Raw genomic sequence first — 19,532 nt, 5'->3', positions numbered from 1 at the left:
GCCTCCCCATGGCGCGATCACCCTACGGAAACTACGGCCACGCGATCCTGACCGCCGGCGCGCTGCGCACCCCCGACCGGGTCGCGCTCACCTACTGCGGCGAGCAGAGCTTCACCTACGACCAGCTGAACCGGATCGTCAACCGCCGCGCCCACGCCCTGCTCGCCGCCGGCATCGAGCCTGGCCAGAGGGTCGCGGCGCTGCTCAACGAGACGCTCCAGGTGGCCGAGGTCTATCTCGCCCAGGCCAAGATCGGCGCGATCACCGCCGCGCTCAACCCGTACTGGCCCGTCGAGACCCTCCAGGCCGTCGTCGAGCGCTCCGGCTGCACCGCCTTCGTCTACGACTCCACCGTCGAGGAGGTCGTCGAGCGGATCCGCCCCGGCCTGCCCGCCGTCACCACCTGGATCAGCGCGGCCGCCCTTCAGCACGAGGACGAGAGCGAGCCCCCGCTCGGCGGCCACTACGACGACCCGCTCGCGCTCTACTACACCTCGGGCACCACCGGCCTGCCCAAGGCGGTCGTCCACACGCACGCCTCGTCGCTGGCCACCGCCCAGATCTGGCTCGACGTCCCGCGCGCCGACGACTCCGTCTTCGGCACCGGCGCGATCATCTGGGGCATCGGCTTCCCCGCGATCGTCGGCCCGGCCCTGTACGCCGGGATGCGCCTCGTCCTCGAACAGGACTGGGGCCCGGCCAACTTCCTCAAGGTCGTCCCCCGCGAGAAGGTCACCCACGTCTCCCAGATCCCCTCCTTCTACGCGGCGCTGCTCGGCGGCGACGACCACGCCGGCGTCGACCTGTCCTCCCTGCGCGTGATCATGCTGGGCGGCGAGCCGCTGACCGCGCCCATGCTCCAGAAGATCAAGGAACGCCTCCCGGAGGCCGGGGTCTACTCCTACTACGGCCAGACCGAGGCCCCGTACACCTGCATGGGCCGCGTCGACGACGGCTCCACCCCGCTCGGCGCCTCCGGGCGTGCCCGCACCGGCAACGCCGTACGGATCACCGGCCCGTCCGGCGAGCGGCTCGTCGGGCAGACCGGCGAGATCAACCTGGCCGGGCCGCACCGCATGGCGGGCTACGACGGCGAGCCCGGTCAGACCGCCGACGTGCTGCGCGGCGACTGGTACGTGGGCGGCGACCTCGGCTCCCTCTCTCCCGAAGGCGTGCTGCGGGTGCTCGGGCGGCGCGAGGACGCGATCCTGAAGTCGGGCCGGTGGACCCAGCCCGCCACCGTCGAGGAGGCGGCCGCCGCGCTCGACGGGGTGGCGGAAGCCGGGGCGGTCGGCGTTCCGGAAGGGGCCTCCGAGCAGCGCGTCCTGCTGGCGGTCGTGCCACGGGCCGGGCATTCGCTGGACCCGGCGAAGATCGCGCTCGCCCTGGCCGACACGCTCGCGCCGCACCAGCGGCCGGACACGATCGTGGTCGCCGACACGCTGCCGCACTTCCAGGACGCCTCCGGCGGGCCCGGCAAGCTGCTGCGCCGCGAGATCCGCGAGACCTACGGACACCTGGTGGAGCACGGTGACCCAGCCTGACCCGGCACTGCCCGACCCTTCGCAACCCTCTCCTTCGTTCACCGCGCCCTCGTTCACCGAGCCTGAGGCCAAGGCTTTGCTGGCGACGGCCGGGATCGCGGTGCCGCGGGGCGTCGTGGTGCGGGACGGCGACTTCTCCGCCGCCGCCGGCCTGACGGCGCCCCTGGTCCTCAAGGGCGTCGGCCCGCTCCACAAGTCCGACGTCGGCGCGGTCCGCCTCGGCCTCGCCCACGCCGACCTGCCCGGCGAAGCGACCGCCATGGCCGCGCGGGCCGGCCTCGACGCCTACCTCGTCGAGGAACAGTCCGCGCCCGGCATCGAGCTGATCGCCGGCCTCGTCCACGATCCCGGGTTCGGCCCGGTCCTGCTGACCGGCCTGGGCGGCGTCTTCACCGAGGCCCTCCGCGACACCGCCCTGCGCCTGTGCCCGATCACGGAGACCGACGCGCGCCAGATGCTGGCCTCCCTGCGCGGAGCGCCTCTCCTGTACGGCTACCGCGGCGCGGACCCGGTGGACGTGGATGCAGTGGTCAAGATCCTGCTGGCGATGGGCGGAGCAGGCGGACTCTGGGAACGCCTGAACCTGGGCGAGTTCGAGCTCAACCCGGTCATCGCCACGGCCGACGGCGCCGTAGCCGTGGACGCCCGCTACATCCCCGGCGTGCACGAGGCCGCTCAAAGGCGCCCCGTACCCGACCTTCTGCCGCTGTTCGAGCCCAGGGCGGTCGCCGTGGTCGGCGCCTCCACCACCCGGCCGAACTTCGGGAACATGTTCCTGGAGTTCTACAAGGCCGCCGGGACACCCGTCGTGGCCGTCCACCCGACGGCCGGTGAGATCGCCGGAGTGCCCGCCGTGTTGTCGCTGGACGCCGCCGACGTCGACTACGCCCTCGTGGCCGTGCCCGCCGCCCGATGCCCCGACGTGGTACGGCAGGCGGGCCGCGTGCCGTACGTGCAGGTGATGAGCGGCGGCTTCGGCGAGATCGGCGAGCACGACCTGGAGGCGGAACTGGTGTCGGCGGCCCGCGCGGCCGGGACGCGGCTGCTCGGCCCGAACTGCATGGGGGTCTACAGCCCCCGGGGCCGCCAGACGTTCGTGGGCGGCGGGCTGGGCGAGCCCGGCGGCATCGCGCTGGTCTCGCAGAGCGGCGGGCTGGCCGGAGAGGTGATCAAGGTCGGCGAGCGGCGGGGGCTGCGGTTCAGCCGCGTGGCCACGGTGGGCAACGCGGCCGACGTCACCCCCGCCGAGCTTCTTCGCTGGCTGTCGGCCGATCCGGAGACCACGGCCGTGGGCCTGTACCTGGAGGATCCCCGCGACGGGCGTGCCCTCTTCGAGGCGGTGGCCGGTTGCCGGAAGCCCCTGGTCATGCTGGTGGGCGGGCGCAGCGCCCAGGGGCGGCGCGCCGCCGCCTCCCACACCGGCGGCCTGGTCGGCGACGGACGCGTCTGGCAGGCCCTCGCCGACCAGACCGGCACCACGCTCGTCGCCAGTCAGGACGACCTGATCGGCGTGCTGTCCTACTTCCAGTCGCACGCGCGCCGCCTGCCGTTCGGTGACGCGGGCGGGGTGCTGGTCGTGGGGCCCAGTGGCGGGGCGAGCGTGCTGGCGGCGGACGTGCTCGATCGGGCGGGGCTGCGACTGGATCCGCTGGCCGAGGACGCCACGGGCGAACTGCGCGGGCTCGGGGTCGGGGTCGGCAGTTCGCTGGCCAATCCGCTGGAGATTCCGGTGGGGCCGCGCGGGCGGGCCGAACTGGTGCGTGAGGTGGTGGGGGCGATCGTGCGGCGGCAGCCGTACCGGGACGTGGTCGCGCATGTGAACGCGCAGAGCTTTTTCACCTACGGCACGCGGGCGGAGCCCCTGCTGGAATACGCGCGGGCTTTGGCGGCGGCGCAGGAGGACGTGCGGGCGCGGGTGACTTTGGTCGTGCGGAACGCGGAATGCGCGCCCGGCGGGGTCGAAGAAGAGGTCAGGCGGATCGTCGCCGTGGCGGGGATTCCGGTCTATCGGTCGATGGAGGCGGCGGCCGTGGCCGTCGCGGCTGGAGGGCGTCATGGGACTGCTTGACGGGAAAGTGGCGCTGATCACCGGCGGCGCCCGGGGAATGGGCGCCTCACATGTGCGTCTGTTTCTCGAGGAGGGCGCGCGGGTGGTGTTCGGGGACGTGCTCGACGACGAGGGAAAGGCGCTCGCGGAGGAGACCGGGGCGGTTTACGTCCGGCACGACGTGACCAGGCCGGAGGAATGGGCGCGCGCCGCCGACGCCGCCGTGGAGGCCTACGGGAAGCTGGACGTGCTGGTCAACAATGCGGGAATTCTCAAGTTCCGGCGGATCGCCGACATGGCGCCGGAGGAGTTCGACCGGGTGGTCGACGTCAATCTCAAAGGGACCTGGCTGGGCGTCAAAACCGTCATCGAGCCGATGCGGGCCGCCGGGCGGGGGGCGATCGTCAACATCTCCTCGATCGAGGGCTTTATCGGGGCGGCCGGGCTTTCCGCCTACGCGGCCTCGAAATTCGCCATCCGGGGAGTGACGAAATCGGCGGCCAGGGAGCTCGCGCCGTACAAGATTCGCGTCAACTCCGTCCATCCGGGGGCGATCAACACGCCCATGGCGCTGGACCCGGACATGATGAACGAGGTGGACGCCGATTCCTTCGTGAAGTCCATGGTCATCAAGCGTTTCGCCAAGCCCGTGGAAGTGTCGCACCTGGTGGCCTTCCTGGCCTCGGACAAGGCGTCGTACTGCACGGGCAGCGAGTTCACCGTCGACGGCGGGCTCACCACCGGCGCGGGCTACTGATCAGGTACGGCGGCGCCGCGTCCGGGTGGCGGCCACCGGATCGACCGCGGTCCAGGTGGCGGCCAGCTCGACCGAACGGGCGCGGCCCGCGTGGATGTGCCGCAGCACCTGGCCGGCGGCGGCGTCGGGGTCGTGGGCCGCGATGGCCTCATACAGTTCGTGGTGCTCGGCGCACTGCTGTTCCGGATCATGGTGCGTGAGCCGGAACAACCACCGCAGCCTGGCCTCCAGCGGGCGCATCATGTCGGCCAGGAGCGCGTTGCCCGACAGTGCCACCACCGCGGTGTGGAACGCGGCGTTGGCCAGCGCGATCGCCCGCGCGTCCCCGCGCCGGGTGGCCTCGTCCGCCTGATCCAGTACGGCCCGCAGCGCCGCCAGCCCGTTCCCGTCGGCCCGCTGAGCCGCGAGCCGGGCCGCCAGCACCTCCAGGCTCTCCCGCACGTCGAAGAAGTCCGCCACGTCCTGGGGGGTGAACGGGCTGACCAGCACCCCTTGCCGCGGCACCAGCACCACCAGCCGCTCCGCCTCCAGCCGCCCGAGCGCCTCCCGCACCGGCACCCTGGACACCTCAAGCTCGGCGGCCAGGTCCCGCTCGATGAGACGCTGCCCGGGGTGCAGGTCACCCTCGATGATGCGCTCCTTGAGCGTGGCGTGGACGGTCTCCCGGGCCGTGGACATGCCCCAACCCTACGGTCTTCCCCCGCCCCGCCCTCCCCGCGGAGACCAGCCCCCCAGAACCTCCCAACCGCCAGCACCCTAACCCTCCCCGAGAGGCGACAGCCCGCAGGGCGCCAAGGGGGGTGACAGGTTGGGGCCATCCCGGCGGGCGACGGCCCACGCACTTCCCGCAAGGCGACAGCCCAAGGGCGCTTCCCGCGGGGTGACAACCCGAAGGGCCTACCGAGGGGTGACAGCCCAGGGGGTCGGCATGCCGGGGGTCTGGGGGTGGGTCAGGGTTGGGGTGCTGGGCGGGTGGTCCAGCCGGTGGGGGTGATGAAGAGGCCGGTGGCCTCGACCAGCGGGGTGCCGTCCGGCGTGGTGATCCGGCCTTCCGACCAGGACTTGCGCCCCTCGGCCCGCACGTGTTCCGCCCTGGCCAGCAGGGGCGTGCCGTACGGGACCGGCTTGAGGTAGCGGACGGTCAGGGAGGCCGTCATCCCGGCCGCGCCCGCCGCGGCGGCGGCCTGGCCGAGCAGGTGGTCGAGGATCATCGCGCTGATCCCGCCGTGCACGGATCCGGGCGGGCCCTCGTGCATGGGCCTGAAGGACAGCCGCGCGTGTACGGCGGCGCCGTCACGTTCGACGATGAGGGGCAGGGCGTGCGGGTTGGCCCCGCCGGTGACGGCGTTGCCCAGGTGGCGCAGGCCGCCGTCGGGCCCGATCTCGAACGGCTGCGGCGTGTCGCGGGTGGCGGCGCGCAGGCGGGCGGTGGCCTCGGCGAGTATCGCGGTGACGGCGGCGAGCTCGGGTTCCTGGACGTCGGTGAGAGCAGTGGCGTCCATCAGGTCGCGTACCTGCGCGGACAGCTCGCAGAGCGCCTGGAGCCGGGGTTCGACGGTGGCCGCCTCGATCGTCATGACCAGCAGCATACCGAACTATGTTCGGTAGATCTTTTCCCCCTTTTCCGGCGATTTCGTGAAATTTCTGGCAGCCTCTTGACCTGCGGTTTTGATACCGAGCTGCACTTGGCGGTTTCTTGGCTCATGCTTGACCTGGCCTTTTGGCGAGGTAGCCTCACTCCTCACGGAAGACAACAGCCCCCCACTGTCGTCACTAGCGTCCCGGGTTGCTCCCTCGTACCCGGGCTGCCCGGAAGGTCCGCAGCACGTACATGACCCCAGAGATGAAGAAGTTCATCGACCTGCTGGAGAAGGAACTCGGGTACTCCGAGAAGGCCGATGCGTACACCAAGTTCGGCGACTGGTACGGCAAGAACATCGAGTTCGACGCCGACTACAGCTCGGCACCTTGGTGCGACATGTACCTCTCCTGGGCGGCGGCCAAGCTGGGCTACGAGGACTGGGTAGGACAGTTCGCCTGGACCGTGGCGCACGCCGAGTGGTTCCAGGAGCAGGGCGCCTGGGGTAAGACGCCCAAGCCGGGCGCGTTCGTCTTCTACGACTGGCGCGGCGGCAACGACGTCGACGGCATCGACCACGTGGGCATCGTGACCCGGGTCGAGGGCGACACCATCTACACGATCGAGGGCAACATCGACGGCGGTGTCGCCAAGCGCAAGGAACGTGACACCAGCAAGGTCGTCGGCTACGGCTATCCGGAGAAGATCAAGGCCCGCCTCGACAAGGAGGCCGCGCGCAAGCGCGACGAGAAAGAGGTCAAGGCCTCGACGGGCCACCCGTCCGACGGTGACGGCCTGCCGGACCAGGGACTGACCGCGCTGATCCCCCAGACGGCCCCAGAACAGGCGCACGCCCCCCTGTCCGCCCCTTCACCCCAGAAGACCGCAGAAAGCCCCGCAGCGCCCAAATCCGGCGCGAACCGGCCCACTGAGGAGCGGCCCGAGGCCGCCAGGCCCGGCGTCGCCAGCACGGTCCCGGAAGCCGGCAAGGCCATCAAGAAGGGCAAGCACGCCAAGCCCGCCACCGCCGACACGAACGCCGCCACCACCGCGCCGCTGCCCGTGATCGTGGACTCCAAACCCGCCGACACGACCACCGCCCTGGGCACCCCCGCGTTCATCGGCTCGGCCCTGATCGCCGCCCTCGCGGTGCTCGCCGTCACCAAAACCCGCCAGCTCCGTGTACGGCCCGCCGCCGCCACCCCGGCCAAGCCCGCCCCCAAGCGCGGCAGGCGCCGCCGCCCCCGCCGCGGCCAGATCGCCCTGCAGGCCACCTCCGAGGTCACCCTGACGACCGAGGCGACCTCAGTCGCGGAAAGGCCACTGGACCTGACGCTCGCCGGCCTGGAGACCGCCCCGGCCAAGCTGGAACTCCCCCTGCGGACCGGCGCGGTGCTGGACCGGCCGATCGACACGATCAGCGCCCAGATGGCCGCCACGGCCAACACCCTGGACACCCAGCCGCCGACCGTGGACACGAGACAGCCCGCCGTGGACACAGGGCAGCCCGCTGTGGACACCTCGCACTACGTGTTCTCCGAGGACACCGGCGCCCTCCCCCGCATCTTCGACAAACCCGAGCCCGGCCTCGACCTCGACCGGCTCACCGCCAAGGCCCTGGAGAACCTCGACGCCGCCACCGCCCGCGCCGTCGAGCCGTTCGACCCGTTCACCCCGCGCACGTCCGCGCCGAAGAAGACGGGCTCCTACCACGGCAGGCGCCGCCGCCCCGCGTTCCCCACCGAGCTCGACACGGCCTTCGCCCAGAACGCCCAGTACGCCCCGGCCCGCGGACGACGTCACCGCGCCTCCGCCCGCGCGACCTTCGTGGGCGACATCCTGGACACTCCCGAGGCGTTCACCCAGGAGGCCCCGCTCCGCGGCCGCCGGCACCGCCGCACGGAAGCCTCCCGCCACGTCAACGCGTGACGCTCCGGCCCAGCGGTGGCGGGCGGGGCGGTGGCGGGCGGGTCAGCGCGTGACGCCGTAGGCGGCGGCGAAGGCCGTCAGCCCGCTCACGGCGTCGCGCGTACGCGACCACGGCCGCACGATCAGCCGGTCCACGCCCAGGGCCGCCCAGGCGGGCACCTCGTCGGGCGAGGCCAGCCGGTAGGCGTGCACGGTCACGGAGAAGTCCCGGTCAGCGGGCGGCCGCAGCACCTTGAGCTGGGGCCGGACCGACTCCAGGGTGTGCGGCATGCTGATCCACCCGTCCCCCAGCGTGCGCGCCCGCCGCAGCGCCGCCGCCGACTCGCCGCCGCACAACACCGGCAGCCGCGCCTGCACGGGCTTGGGCTCGAAGGCCACCTCGGGAAGGTCGTAGAAGCGCCCGGAGTGACGCACGACAGGCTCGCTCCACAACCGCCGCGCCACCAGAAGGGCCTCGTCCAGCCGGGCCCCGCGTGCCGCGAACGGCACCCCCGCCGCCTCCCACTCCCCCCGGTACCATCCGGCGCCCACCCCGCAGATGGCCCGCCCGCCCGAGACGACGTCGAGCGTGGCGAAGGCGCGCGCCGAGACCAGCGGGTGCCGCAGCGCGAACAGGTGCACCGCCGTCCCCAGCCGCACGTGCCGCGTGCAGGCGGCCAGGAAGCACAGATACGCGGGCGCGTCGAACAACGGCGTCGCCGGCTTGATCCCGGGGTTCGCGCCGCCCGGATAGGCCGCCATGGACAGGTCGGTGGTGAACACGAGGTGCTCGGGCAGCCACACCGACTCGAACCCGAGCTCGTCGGCGGCCACCGCCACGTCCTTCCAGGCGGCGGGGTGGATGAGGCCGAGCGGCACGCCGTACCTCATGGGAACCTCGCCGCGCCGGGCAGTTCGGCGCGCACGATCGCGCGGTGCTCGGCCGCGCCGCCGTACGCGGCCGACAGCGACCAGGCCCGCGCGAGCCAGAATCGCAGGTCCAGCTCGTAGGTGTAGCCGATGGCGCCGTGGACCTGCAGCGCGGTGCGCGCGGCGAGCGCCGCGGCCTCACCGGCCGCCGCCTTGGCCGCGCTGACGTCCCGGACGGCGCTGGGCCGCTCCAGGGTGAGCGCCGCCCGGCTCACCAGGGGCGCGGCGAACTCGATCGTGATCGCCACGTCGGCCAGCATGTGCTTGACCGCCTGGAAGGCGCCGATCGGGCCGCCGAACTGGGTGCGGGCGCGGGCGTAGCCGACCGAGGTGTCCAGCAGGTGGCGGGCCACCCCGATGAGCTGGGCGGCGGTCGCGACGGTCGCCCTGGGCAGGGCGGCGGCCCAGGATCCTGGCAGTTCCTCCGAGCCGGTCAGGCTCACCTCGAACATCCTGCGGCAGGGGTCGGCGCCCGGGGCCGGCGCCAGCCGTACCCGATCACGGGTGGCCACGCGGGGACCGGCCACGACGAGGTCGGCGAGGTCGGCGTCGGGCGCGAGTCCGTCGCGGGCGGCGCTCACCGTGAGCGCGCCGAGCTTGGTCAGCTCGGAACGACCCTCCAGCAGGTACGGCGCCGCCACGGCGGTCTCCACCACCGGGCCGGGCAGGCACGCGCGCCCGGTCTCCTCCAGCGCCGGGACCAGGTCGATGAGCTCCAGCCCGAGCCCGCCGGCCGCGTCCGGCACCAGCGCGGTGAAGAAGCCGGTGGCGGCCAGTTCGGCCCAGCCCGGGGCGCGCTCGGCGCGCAGGGCGTGGGGCGGGCAGTGGGCGCGCAGGACGTCCCGGACCGTGGCGGCCAGGGCGAGCTGGTCGTCGGTGAAGGCGAAGTTCATCGGGGCAGCCCCAGGACTCGTTCGGCGATGATGGAGCGCTGGATCTCGTTGGACCCGGCGTAGATGGGCCCGGCCAGGGCGAACAGGAAGCCGTCGTGCCAGGTGGTGGCCGCGGCGCGCTCGCCGAGCAGCTCCATGGCGAGCGTGTGCATGCGCAGGTCGAGCTCGGACCAGAAGACCTTGCCCATGCTGGTGGCCGAGCCGGTCTCCGCGCCTTCGGACAGGCGGCGGGCGGTGGCGAAGGTGTGCAGGCGGTAGGCCTCGGCGTCGATCCAGCAGCGTGCGGCCCGGTCGGCGAGGACGGGGTCGGGCGCGGCGAGCCGCAGGAGGCGGTCGGCGGTGGCCAGGAAGCGGCCGGGACTGCGCAGGGCGAGGCCGCGTTCGGAGGACGTGGTGGCCATGGCGATGCGCCAGCCCTCGCCGGGCTCGCCGAGGACCATGTGGTCGGGCACGAACACGCCGTCGAAGTGGAGTTCGGCGAAGCCGTGCTCGCCGTCGAGCTGGGCGATCGGGCGGACCTCGACCTCGTCGAGCGGGAAGAGGAAGTAGGTGAGGCCGCGGTGGCGTTCGCCGGAGGTGCGGAAGAGGCCGAAGCCGTGGGAGGCGTAGGCGGCGCGGGAGCTCCAGGTCTTGTGGCCGAACAGGCGCCAGCCGCCGTCTGCGCGTTCCGCCCGGGAGGTCAGGGCGGCCAGGTCGCTGCCCGCCTCGGGTTCTGACCAGGCCTGGGCCCAGACGTGTTCGGCGGTGGCCATGCCGGGCAGCCAGCGGGTGCGCTGCGCTTCCGTGCCGAAGCGCATCAGGGTGGGGGCGAGGAGGAAGATTCCGTTCTGGGTGACGCGGCCGGGAGCGCCGGCGGCCCAGTACTCCTCCTCGAAGATCAGCCATTCGATCAGTGAGGCGGCGCGCCCGCCGTACTCGATGGGCCAGGAGACGACCGACAGCCGTGCGGCGGCCAGTTCGGCCTCCCACGCGCGGTGGGCGGCGAAGCCGTCGGCGGTGTCCATGGACGGCAGCGGGGCGGGCACGTGATCGGCCAGCCAGCCGCGTATCTCGGTGCGGAAGTCCTGCTCGGCCCAGGTGAAGTCGAGATCCACGCCACCCAACCTAGCGCACGCTTGGTTTCCCGGCCAGGCAGGCGCGACAGAGAGCCAAGCGCTTGTTACGATCCGGCCATGCTGCTCGACGGCAAGATCGCGATCATCACCGGCGCCGGGCCCGGCCTGGGCGCCACGCTGGCCGGGCTGATGAGGGAGGAAGGCGCCGAGGTCGTCGCGGCGGCCAGGACCGGGCGGCCGGTCCCCGGGGCGATCGCGGTGGCCGCCGACGTCACCGTGCCCGCCGACATGCGCGGGCTGGCGGCCAGGACGCTGGCCCGGTTCGGGCGCATCGACGTGCTGGTGAACGCGGCCTTCCCGGGCACGCATCGCCGCAACGTCCTGGACATGTCCCCAGATGACCTCAGGTCGTGGCGTGAAGCCGTAGATATCGGGACTTATGGGACTTTAGTGGCTTGTCGCTACATCGCTCCGCACATGGTGGCCCAGGGATCGGGCTCGATCGTCAACGTCACCTCCATGTCCTCGCGCAAGGGCTACGCCGGCCGTTCCGACTTCGCCGTGGGCAAGGCGGGCGCCCATCTCCTGTCCCACTGCCTGGCCGACGAGCTCGGGCCCTCGGGGGTCCGGGTCAACTGCGTGGCGCCGGGCTGGATCGCCAGTGACGTGCTGGACGACTGGATGCGTACCAGAGCCGCATCCGAGGGTGTGACCTTCGACGAGATCCGCGAGCGAGACCTGCGGGCCATGGCCCTGCGCCGCATCGCGACGGAGGAGGACGTGGCGCGGGCCGTCATCTTCCTCGCCTCCGACCAGGCCGGCGCCATCACCGGCGCCACGGTCGACGTGAACTCCGGGCAGTTGTTCACGTAACGTGCGGGACGTGCCGTTCTTCGATGCCCTGTCCGCCGTCCTGCCCGCCGGCCGGATCGTCCGCGACCCCGACGTGATCGCCGCCTCCTCCCGCGACCAGGCCGCCTGGGCGCCGCAGGGGCGCGCGGCCGCGCTCGTGCGGCCCCAGGACCCCGAGCAGGTACGCGCGGTCGTGGCCGTCTGCGCCGAGCACCGGGTCCCGGTGGTGACCCGCGGCGCCGGCACCGGCCTGTCCGGCGGCGCCAACGCCGTCGACGGCTGCGTCATCCTGGCCATGGACGGCATGGACCGCATCCTGGACATCGACGCCGCCGAGCAGATCGCGGTCGTGCAGCCCGGCGTGGTCAACGACCGGCTGCGCGCGGAGGTGGCCGGGCACGGCCTGTGGTACCCGCCGGACCCGGCCAGTTCCCCGTGGTCCACGATCGGCGGCAACGCCGCGACCAACGCGGGCGGCGTCTGCTGCGTCAAGTACGGCGTGACCCGCGACTACGTGCTCGGCCTTCAGGTCGTGACCGGCACCGGCGAGCTGGTCAGGCTCGGCCGCAGGACCAGGAAGGGCGTGGCGGGCTACGACCTGACGGCGCTGTTCGTGGGCTCCGAGGGCACGCTCGGCGTCATCACCGAGATCACCGTCAGGCTGCTGCGCCCGCCTTCCGGCGCGCCCACGACCGTCGTGGGCGCGTTCGACTCGCTGGTCGCCGCGGGCCGGGCCGTCGCCGCCGTGGCCGCGAGCGGCGTCACCCCCGCCGCGCTGGAGCTGGTGGACCGCTACTGCCTGCGCGCGGTGGACGACTGGAAGAACATGGGCCTGGCCGACCTCGGCGACGTCCTGCTGCTGGGCCGCATCGACAGCGGGAACGAGCGTGAGGCCGCCGAGCTGCAGCGCTGTTTCGACACGGCCGGCGCGGGCTGGAGCACCCGCTCCACCGACGCGGAGGAGGCCGAAGCGCTGTTCGCCGCGCGCCGGCTCGCCTACCCCGCGCTGGAACGGCTCGGCCCGGTGCTCACCGAGGACGTCTGCGTCCCCCGCGGCCTGGTGCCCGAGATGCTGGCCAGGATCGAGGGCCACGCCAAGGCGAACGACGTGCACATCGCCAACATCGCCCACGCCGGAGACGGCAACCTGCACCCGCTGATCGTGGTGCCCGCCGGCGACGACGCCGCGCGGGCCCGCGCGCAGCGGGCGTTCGAGTCGATACTCGACGACGCGATCGCGCTGGGCGGCACGGTCACCGGCGAGCACGGCGTCGGGCTGCTGAAGATGCGCGGCATGCACGCCGAACTCGGCCCCGAGGTGCTGGCCCTGCACCGTTCGGTCAAGGGGGCGCTCGACCCGGCGGGCATCTTCAACCCGGGCAAAGTGCTCTAGAAGCTGATCACGGTACGGGCCACGGCGCCCTGACGGGTGTGCTCGACGGCCTCGTCGATCCGCTCCAGCGGGAGCCGTTCGCTGATCAGGCCGGACAGGTCGAGGCGGCCCTGCTGGGCGAGGGCGGCGAGCATGGGCAGGTCGCGGTGGGGCGCGCTGTCGCCGCCCTGGGTGCCCATGAGGCGGCGGGAGGCGAACAGCAGGCCGGGCTCGATCTGCGCGGGCTGCCCCTGAGGCGGGCTGCCGACCATCACGGTGGTCCCGCCGGGTGCGGTGGCGGCGAAGGCGGAGGCCAGGACGCCGGGGACGCCGGTGACGTCGAAGGCGTAGTCCACGCCGCCGCGGACGATCTCGGCGACCTGCGCGGGCAGGTCCGCGGGAATCAGGGTGTGGGTGGCGCCGAAGCGCTGGGCGAGCTTGAGCTTCCGCTCGGCCACGTCGGCGGCGATGATCGTGGTGGCTCCGGCGAGGACGGCGCCCTGGATGACGTTCAGGCCGACGCCGCCGCAGCCGACGACCAGGACGGTGGCGCCGTGCCGTACCCGGGCGACGTTGAGCACGGCGCCGACGCCGGTGATGACGCCGCACGCGAGCAGGCACATCGCGTCGAAGGGGGCGTCCTTCGCGATCTTCACGCAGGCGGGCTCGCGCACGACCGCGTACTCGGCGAAGGAGCCGATGCCGATGAAGCGGCGGGTCTCCGCGCCGTCCAGACGCACGCGGGGCGGACCGCCCATGATCGTGGCGAGGCGGTCCGGGCCCGAGCACAGGTGGAAGCGGCCGGCGCCGCAGGCCGGGCATCTGCCGCAGGGGCCGCTCATCGAGACGACCACGTGGTCGCCGGGCTTCACCGCGCTCACGCCCGCGCCCACGCTCTCGACGATTCCGGCGCTCTCGTGGCCGAGGATGAACGGCAGGCGCGAGACGACCGGGCTCTTCCCGTCGATGGCCTTGAGGTCGGAGCCGCAGACGCCGGAGGCCTTGACCTGGACGCGTACCTCGCCTGGTCCGGGGTCGGAGATGTCCACCTCGTGGATCTCCATGGGCTTGCCGTACTCGGTCAGGACGGCCGCTCGCATCAGCATGCGCCGACCGTATCAAGCAATTGCTTGCTTGAACATTGACGTGCAGGAAACCGCTGCTTACGCTGTCCGAAACCAAGCGAGCGCTAGGCCAAATGGAGCGGTGATGGCCCTGTTGCGGCGGGAACTCGGGATCATGGTGGCCGTGCTGGTGGCGCTCGCGGGGTGCGCCGCCCAGCAGAAGGCCCCCGGTGCGGCGGGCGGCGCCGTACCCGGAGTGACGGACACGACGATCAGAATCGGCGGCGTGCTGACCAAGACCAGCGCCAGCGGCTACTCCACCAAGGACGCCGAGATCGGCGCGAAGGCGCGCTTCGAGCGCGCCAACGCCGCGGGCGGCGTCCACGGCCGGAAGATCGAGTTCGTCGGCGCCGAGGACGACGGCCAGGACGCGGCCAAGGGCGATGCGGCGGCCAAGAAGCTCGTCCAGAAGGACCAGGTCTTCGCCGTCCTGCCGGTGCACGCGCCCAACTTCGGCGGCGCCGCCTTCCTCGAACAACAGGGCGTCCCCTGGTACGGCTGGGCCACCGGACCCCAGTGGTGCGGCACCAAGACCGGCTTCGGCTACAGCGGCTGCCTGGCCCCCAAAACGGGCGCGGGCTCCCAGACCTGGTGGGGACGGCAGATGGCCGACCTGCTCGGCGGCGCCGACGGCAAGACCGTCTACGTGCAGACCTCCGACTCCAGCGGCAGCAAGTACGGCGGCAAGACCATCTCCCAGTCCTTCGAGGCGGCCGGGTTCACGCTCGTCGGCCTCAACTCGGCGCTGCCCGCCGCCGCGCCACCACCCGACTGGCTGCCGTACGTCAACAAGATCATGACCTCCGACGGGGGCCAGGCGCCCGACATCGTGGTCTCGATCATCGCCGGGACCAAATTCAACGTCGGGCTCTACACGGCGTTGAAGAAGGCCGGCTACAAGGGCACACTCAGCGACGCCACCAGCTACGACGTGGCCATCCTCAAGGACCCGGCCACCGCGCAGGCGATGGAGGGCGTGATCGCCGCGCCCATGTTCGAGCCCTTCGAGTCGACCGCGCCGGAGATCGCCCAATTGCGGCAGGACGTAGAGAAGGTCGCCCCCGGCACCCCGCTCACCCAGCACCTGGCCATCGGCTACTGGTCGGCCGACATCTTCCTCGACATGGCCGGCAAAGCCGGCAAGGACCTCACCCGGCAGAAGGTGCTCGACGTGGGCAACGGCTCCTACAGCTACGAGAACGCGGGCTTCGGCAGGGTCCGGTACCCCAAGGATCATGCCGAGCCGAACGGCTGCGGCGCGCTGGTCAAGCTTGAGGGCGGCGCGTTCCAGGTGGCCAAGAACATGAAGTGCTTCGACAACGTGCCGCTCAAATGATCCTGGGCTACGTTCTCAGCGGCCTGGTCACGGGCGCGATCTTCGCGGTGATGGGCTCGGGGCTGACCCTGTCCTATGCGGCCACCGGGGTCTTCAACTTCGCGCACGGGGCGGTCGGCTTTCTGACGGCTCTGGTGTACTACGAGCTCAATGTGGCGTTGGGGCTGCCGACGTGGGTGTGTGCGGTGGTGGCTGTTGGGATTTTTGCGCCTTTACTCGGATATTTCCTGCACCGGGTGATGTTTCGGGGTTTGGCGCAGGCGGGGGAAACCGCGCAGATTGTCGGCACGATCGGGCTGACGATCGCGCTGCCCGCCACCGGGCTGCTCCTCGTTGACCTCCTCGAACTCCCCAGCGCCGACGCCACCTCCCTCCCCCGCGGCCTCGGCCCCTTCCCGGCCACCTCCTTCACCGTACTCGGCGTGCCGCTCGACTCCGGGCAGCTCATCACGTTCGCCTTCGCCGCCGTCGCCGCGCTCGGGCTGTGGGCGTTCATGCGGCACACGCCGTACGGCCTGCGGATGCGCGCCAGCGTCGACCGGCGGCGCCTGGCCACCCTGCGCGGCATCGACGCCGACGCCACCTCCGGCCTGGCCTGGATGCTCGGCTCCGGCCTGGCCGGGCTGGCCGGAGTCCTGGCCGTCTCGATCATCGGGCTGGACGCGACCGCGTACACCGTGCTGCTGTTCGCCTCGGCAACCGCCGCGGTCTTCGGGCGGCTGCGCTCGATCCCGTGGACGTTCGCGGCCGGGCTCGGGCTGGGCGTCGTGCAGAACCTGGTCGCCGGATACACCGACTTTCTGTCGGAGATCACCGGCCTGCGTACGGCGGTGCCGGTCCTGCTGCTCTTCGCCGGCCTGATCCTGCTGAACCGATCCCGCGAACGCGTCGCCGGCAGCGCGGCCGAGGACGCGCCGCCACCCGACTACCTCGCGGGCATCCCGGCCTGGCGGCGCCGCCTGCCGTGGGCCGTTTCGCTGGCCGTACTGGTCGTCTTCACCTTCACCGCCCAGGAGTACTACGTCGGCATCGCCGCCCACGGGCTCGTCCTGGCGCTGATCTTCTGCTCCTTCGTCGTGGTGACCGGGATCGGCGGCATGGTCAACCTGGCCCAGGCCGCGTTCGCCTCGATGGCAGCGCTGACCTGTGGCTGGGCCTTCGCCTCCGGCCTGCCGTTCGCGGTGGCGATCGTGCTCGGAGTCCTGGCGGCGACAGCCGTCGGCATGCTGGTGGCACTGCCCGCCCTGCGCCTGGGCGGCCGCATCCTGACTTTGGCCACGCTCGCCCTCGCCTTGCTGGCCGACCAGGTGCTCTTCCAGGTGGACGCGTTCAGCAACGGCACCATCGGCTGGCAACTGCCCGCCCTCGGCTTCGGCTTCGCCGACACCTCCGATCCCCGCGTACGCGTCGTCGTCCTCCTGCTCCTCATCGGCCTGGTCGCCCTGCTGGTGCGCAATCTCGAACGCTCCGCCTCCGGCCGCGCCATCCTCGCCGTCCGCTCCGCCCCGGCCGCCGCCACCACCTCGGGCATCGCCGGCCCCCGAACCAAGATCATGCTCTTCGCCCTGGCCTCGGGGATCGCCGGGCTCGGCGGAGTGCTGTTCGCCGTCTCCAAGGGCTCCATCACCGCCACCGACCTGCCGGCGTTCGCCGGGTTCGTATGGCTGGCCGTGGTGGTCCTCCAGGGCGTCCGGCGGATCGGCGGGGCCGTACTGGGCGGCCTGATCGCCGCCGCCTTCCCAGAAATCCTCTCAGCCTGGGAAATCTCCGCCCACGTAGGCGCCATCTTGTTCGGAGCAGGCGGCGTAATCCTCGCCAAACACCCGGACGGCATCCTCACCCAACTAGCCCAAACCCGCCACCACCACCGCCACCATTCCCACCCCACCCCAACCCACCTCCCAACCCACCCCACCCCAACCCACCTCCTCACCCACCCCCCAGACCCCACCCACCCCACCCCAGACCCCACCCATCCCACCCCAGCCCACCTCCTCTCCACCTCAGACCTTCTCCCCTCCACACCCACCCCGCCCGCACTCACCCCACCTCTCCCCCACATCCCGATCACCCCGACTTCCAGCCTCAGCCCAACCGCCCTTGACCCGGCTCACACGCCCACCCCAACCGCCCATGGCCCGGCTCACACGCCCACCCCAACCGCCCATGGCCCGGCTCACACGCCCACCCCGGCCACCTCTGCCTCGGCTCTCCCCCACCCCCAAACCGCACCCGACACCACGTCAGAACCCACCGCGCCCACACCAGCACCCGCACCCGCAACGGCACCGGCACCGTCGGCCGCAGCAGCGGCGGGTTCCGGCACAGGCGCGCATGGGACGCATGGGACTCATGGGACGACCGTAGGCAGCTCACCCGCGTCGGCGCGCACCACGGCCGGAGCGGAAACGCCCGCGGCCAGGCCCGGACCCGCTGCGGCCGGGGCTGTGGCGGTGCCGGGGCCGCGGAGTCCGGGTGGGCCGGTGGGTGGGGCGGGGGAATGGGATGCCACGCCGTTGTTCCGGCTGGACAACGTGGTGGCCGGGTATGCCGACACGACCGTGCTGCGCGGCGTGGACCTGGAGGTGCACGAGGGCGAGGTCGTCGCCCTGCTCGGCGCGAACGGGGCCGGCAAGTCCACCGCCTGCGCCGTGGCAGCCGGAGACCTGCCCGTCGGCACGGGCCGGGTGCTGCTCAACGGCATCGACGTCACCCGATGGCCCGCGCACCGGCGGGTCGGCGAGGGCATCCTGCTGGCGCCGGAGGGCCGCGGCGTTTTCCCCGGCCTCACCGTTGAGGAGAACCTGCGCACCTGGCTCCCCGACCCGGAGGCGGTCTACGACCGGATGCCACAGCTCGCGGCCCGCCGTACGCTGGCCGCGGGAGCCCTGTCCGGCGGCGAACAGCAACTGCTCACACTCGCCCCAGCCCTCATCAAACCCCCGGCAGTACTGATCGCCGACGAACCCTCGCTCGGCCTGGCACCGCTGATCGTGCAGCAGGTCTTCGAGATCTTCGCCGAACTCAGCGAACGCGGCGTGGCACTGCTCCTGGTCGAGGAGAAGGCGACCGAGGTCCTGGCGGTGGCCGACAGGGTCGCGTTCATGAGCCTGGGCCGCATCACCTGGACCGGCCCCTGCTCCGAGGTAGACCCAACCCGCCTCACCGCCACCTACCTGGGAGCCCCCTGATGCCCAACCACCAGCCTGCCTGGGGGTGTTGATGCCCACAACCATTGACCTACCGCTCACCACGGCCAGAGCGCACCGCGATCGGTTCGTCGGTGTCTGCTCGGGGGTGTTGTGATGCTTGCGATCGAGGACGTGTCGGTTGCCTTTGGCGGGGTGCGGGCGTTGTCGGAGGTGACGTTCGAGGTGCCGGAGGGCCAGATCTGTGGCGTCATCGGGCCGAATGGTGCGGGGAAGACGACGCTGTTCGATGTCGTGTGCGGTTTGCGCAGGCCGCTGAGCGGGCGGGTCGGGGTGGATGGCACTGATGTGACCGCGCTGTCGCCGCTTCGGCGGGCAAGGGCGGGGTTGCGCCGTACTTTTCAGCGTACGCAGGTGTTCGGGCGGCTCACTGTCGCGGGCAATGTGCTGGCTGCGCTTGATTGGCGTGGGGGTGGTGGTGGGCTGCCTGCCGATCTGGTCGGGTGGCCGACTCGGCGGCGGTTGGAACGCGAACGAGCCGGGCGGGTGGCGGAGGTTCTGGAGTTGTGCGGGCTTACTGAGCTTCGTGACGCCTACGCCGCGGCTCTCCCCGTCGGTCAGCGGCGGCTGGTCGAGCTGGCGCGGGCGATCGCCGACCGTCCGCGCCTGTTGTTGCTCGACGAGCCCACCTCGGGTCTCGACCACGACCAGACGGTACGGCTGCGCCAGGTCGTCGCCGCGCTGGACACCACGATCCTGCTGGTCGAGCACGACATGGGCTTCGTCATGGGCACCTGTGACCGGCTGGTCGTCCTCGACCTGGGCAAGGTCATCGCCCTCGGCACGCCGGCGGAGATCCGGGAGAACCCGGTGGTCCGAGCGGCTTACCTGGGCTGACCCGGCCCACCGCCGTGCCCGGCCCGGCCTGGTCCAGACGGCTTACCTGGGCCAGGCCCGTCCACCGCCGTGCCCGGCCCGGCCTGGTC

At 72.2% G+C, this 19,532-nt stretch carries 15 protein-coding genes; 9 read left to right on the top strand and 6 right to left on the bottom strand.

The features are described 5' to 3' along the window. Nucleotides 1–8: 8 nt before the first annotated feature. Genes ACIBI5_RS18115 through ACIBI5_RS18105 form a run of 3 tightly spaced genes read left to right on the top strand, consistent with a single transcriptional unit; the run spans nt 9 to nt 4,348 of the window. Complete coding sequence (locus tag ACIBI5_RS18115; RefSeq protein WP_397248087.1) at nt 9–1,544, top strand: class I adenylate-forming enzyme family protein; 1,536 nt, start codon at nt 9–11, stop codon at nt 1,542–1,544. Continuing rightward, nucleotides 1,531–3,612, top strand: a complete 2,082-nt coding sequence (locus tag ACIBI5_RS18110; RefSeq protein ID WP_397248085.1) for an acetate--CoA ligase family protein — start codon at nt 1,531–1,533, stop codon at nt 3,610–3,612. The genes ACIBI5_RS18115 and ACIBI5_RS18110 overlap by 14 nt, the downstream gene beginning before the upstream one ends. Next, entirely contained in the window at nt 3,599–4,348 is a 750-nt protein-coding gene (locus tag ACIBI5_RS18105) for a glucose 1-dehydrogenase (protein ID WP_397248083.1), read from the top strand. Before ACIBI5_RS18110 ends, ACIBI5_RS18105 begins: the two co-directional genes overlap by 14 nt. Here ACIBI5_RS18105 and ACIBI5_RS18100 read toward each other — a convergent pair whose 3' ends face one another. Both ACIBI5_RS18100 and ACIBI5_RS18095 read right to left on the bottom strand, forming a co-directional pair. Next, entirely contained in the window at nt 4,349–5,026 is a 678-nt protein-coding gene (locus ACIBI5_RS18100) for a GntR family transcriptional regulator (RefSeq protein WP_397248081.1), read from the bottom strand. Nucleotides 5,027–5,298: 272 nt separating this feature from the next. Beyond that, nucleotides 5,299–5,925, bottom strand: coding sequence for a PaaI family thioesterase (locus tag ACIBI5_RS18095; protein ID WP_397248079.1), 627 nt, complete (start codon nt 5,923–5,925; stop codon nt 5,299–5,301). A gap of 266 nt (nt 5,926–6,191) precedes the next feature. Here ACIBI5_RS18095 and ACIBI5_RS18090 point away from each other — a divergent pair, with 266 nt between their 5' ends. After that, nucleotides 6,192–7,856 (top strand): CHAP domain-containing protein, encoded by a 1,665-nt coding sequence (locus ACIBI5_RS18090; protein ID WP_397248077.1) that lies wholly within the window; start codon nt 6,192–6,194, stop codon nt 7,854–7,856. A 42-nt stretch (nt 7,857–7,898) separates the two neighbouring features. Here ACIBI5_RS18090 and ACIBI5_RS18085 read toward each other — a convergent pair whose 3' ends face one another. From ACIBI5_RS18085 to ACIBI5_RS18075, 3 genes are read right to left on the bottom strand one after another with little or no spacing between them, the layout of a single operon-like run. Further along, nucleotides 7,899–8,726: a TIGR03619 family F420-dependent LLM class oxidoreductase gene (locus tag ACIBI5_RS18085; protein ID WP_397248075.1), complete on the bottom strand. Its 828-nt coding sequence runs from the start codon at nt 8,724–8,726 to the stop codon at nt 7,899–7,901. Then, nucleotides 8,723–9,658 carry an acyl-CoA dehydrogenase family protein gene (locus tag ACIBI5_RS18080; protein WP_397248073.1) on the bottom strand — a complete coding sequence of 312 codons (936 nt, stop codon included), beginning with the start codon at nt 9,656–9,658 and terminating at the stop codon, nt 8,723–8,725. Before ACIBI5_RS18080 ends, ACIBI5_RS18085 begins: the two co-directional genes overlap by 4 nt. Next, nucleotides 9,655–10,752 (bottom strand): acyl-CoA dehydrogenase family protein, encoded by a 1,098-nt coding sequence (locus ACIBI5_RS18075; RefSeq protein ID WP_397248071.1) that lies wholly within the window; start codon nt 10,750–10,752, stop codon nt 9,655–9,657. The genes ACIBI5_RS18080 and ACIBI5_RS18075 overlap by 4 nt, the downstream gene beginning before the upstream one ends. A gap of 78 nt (nt 10,753–10,830) precedes the next feature. On the opposite strand from ACIBI5_RS18075, the gene ACIBI5_RS18070 reads away from it, so the two are divergent. Together ACIBI5_RS18070 and ACIBI5_RS18065 are read left to right on the top strand one after the other, a co-directional pair. Beyond that, nucleotides 10,831–11,586: an SDR family oxidoreductase gene (locus ACIBI5_RS18070; protein ID WP_397248069.1), complete on the top strand. Its 756-nt coding sequence runs from the start codon at nt 10,831–10,833 to the stop codon at nt 11,584–11,586. Between the two features lie 10 nt (nt 11,587–11,596). After that, the gene (locus tag ACIBI5_RS18065) at nt 11,597–12,958 is read left to right on the top strand and encodes an FAD-binding oxidoreductase (RefSeq protein ID WP_397248067.1); all 1,362 of its coding nucleotides are present in this window, start codon (nt 11,597–11,599) and stop codon (nt 12,956–12,958) included. Here the strand turns inward: ACIBI5_RS18065 and ACIBI5_RS18060 are convergent. Continuing rightward, a complete protein-coding gene (locus ACIBI5_RS18060; protein ID WP_397248065.1) occupies nt 12,955–14,043 on the bottom strand; it encodes an alcohol dehydrogenase catalytic domain-containing protein in 1,089 nt (362 codons plus the stop codon). The two genes, ACIBI5_RS18065 and ACIBI5_RS18060, sit on opposite strands and share 4 nt — an antisense overlap. 103 nt (nt 14,044–14,146) lie before the next feature. Between ACIBI5_RS18060 and ACIBI5_RS18055 the strand changes: the two genes are divergently transcribed. The 3 genes from ACIBI5_RS18055 (at nt 14,147) to ACIBI5_RS18045 (ending at nt 19,443) form a co-directional block, all read left to right on the top strand. Further along, a complete protein-coding gene (locus ACIBI5_RS18055) occupies nt 14,147–15,397 on the top strand; it encodes an ABC transporter substrate-binding protein (protein WP_397248063.1) in 1,251 nt (416 codons plus the stop codon). Further along, nucleotides 15,394–18,588, top strand: coding sequence for an ATP-binding cassette domain-containing protein (locus tag ACIBI5_RS18050; protein ID WP_397248061.1), 3,195 nt, complete (start codon nt 15,394–15,396; stop codon nt 18,586–18,588). Before ACIBI5_RS18055 ends, ACIBI5_RS18050 begins: the two co-directional genes overlap by 4 nt. 114 nt (nt 18,589–18,702) lie before the next feature. Beyond that, nucleotides 18,703–19,443 (top strand): ABC transporter ATP-binding protein, encoded by a 741-nt coding sequence (locus ACIBI5_RS18045; protein ID WP_397248059.1) that lies wholly within the window; start codon nt 18,703–18,705, stop codon nt 19,441–19,443. Nucleotides 19,444–19,532 lie beyond the last annotated feature (89 nt).

The organism is Nonomuraea sp. NPDC050540 (assembly GCF_044457485.1).
GTDB lineage: Bacteria > Actinomycetota > Actinomycetes > Streptosporangiales > Streptosporangiaceae > Nonomuraea.
Note: the sequence above shows the minus strand (reverse complement) of the source record. Positions and strands in the feature narration are given on the sequence as shown.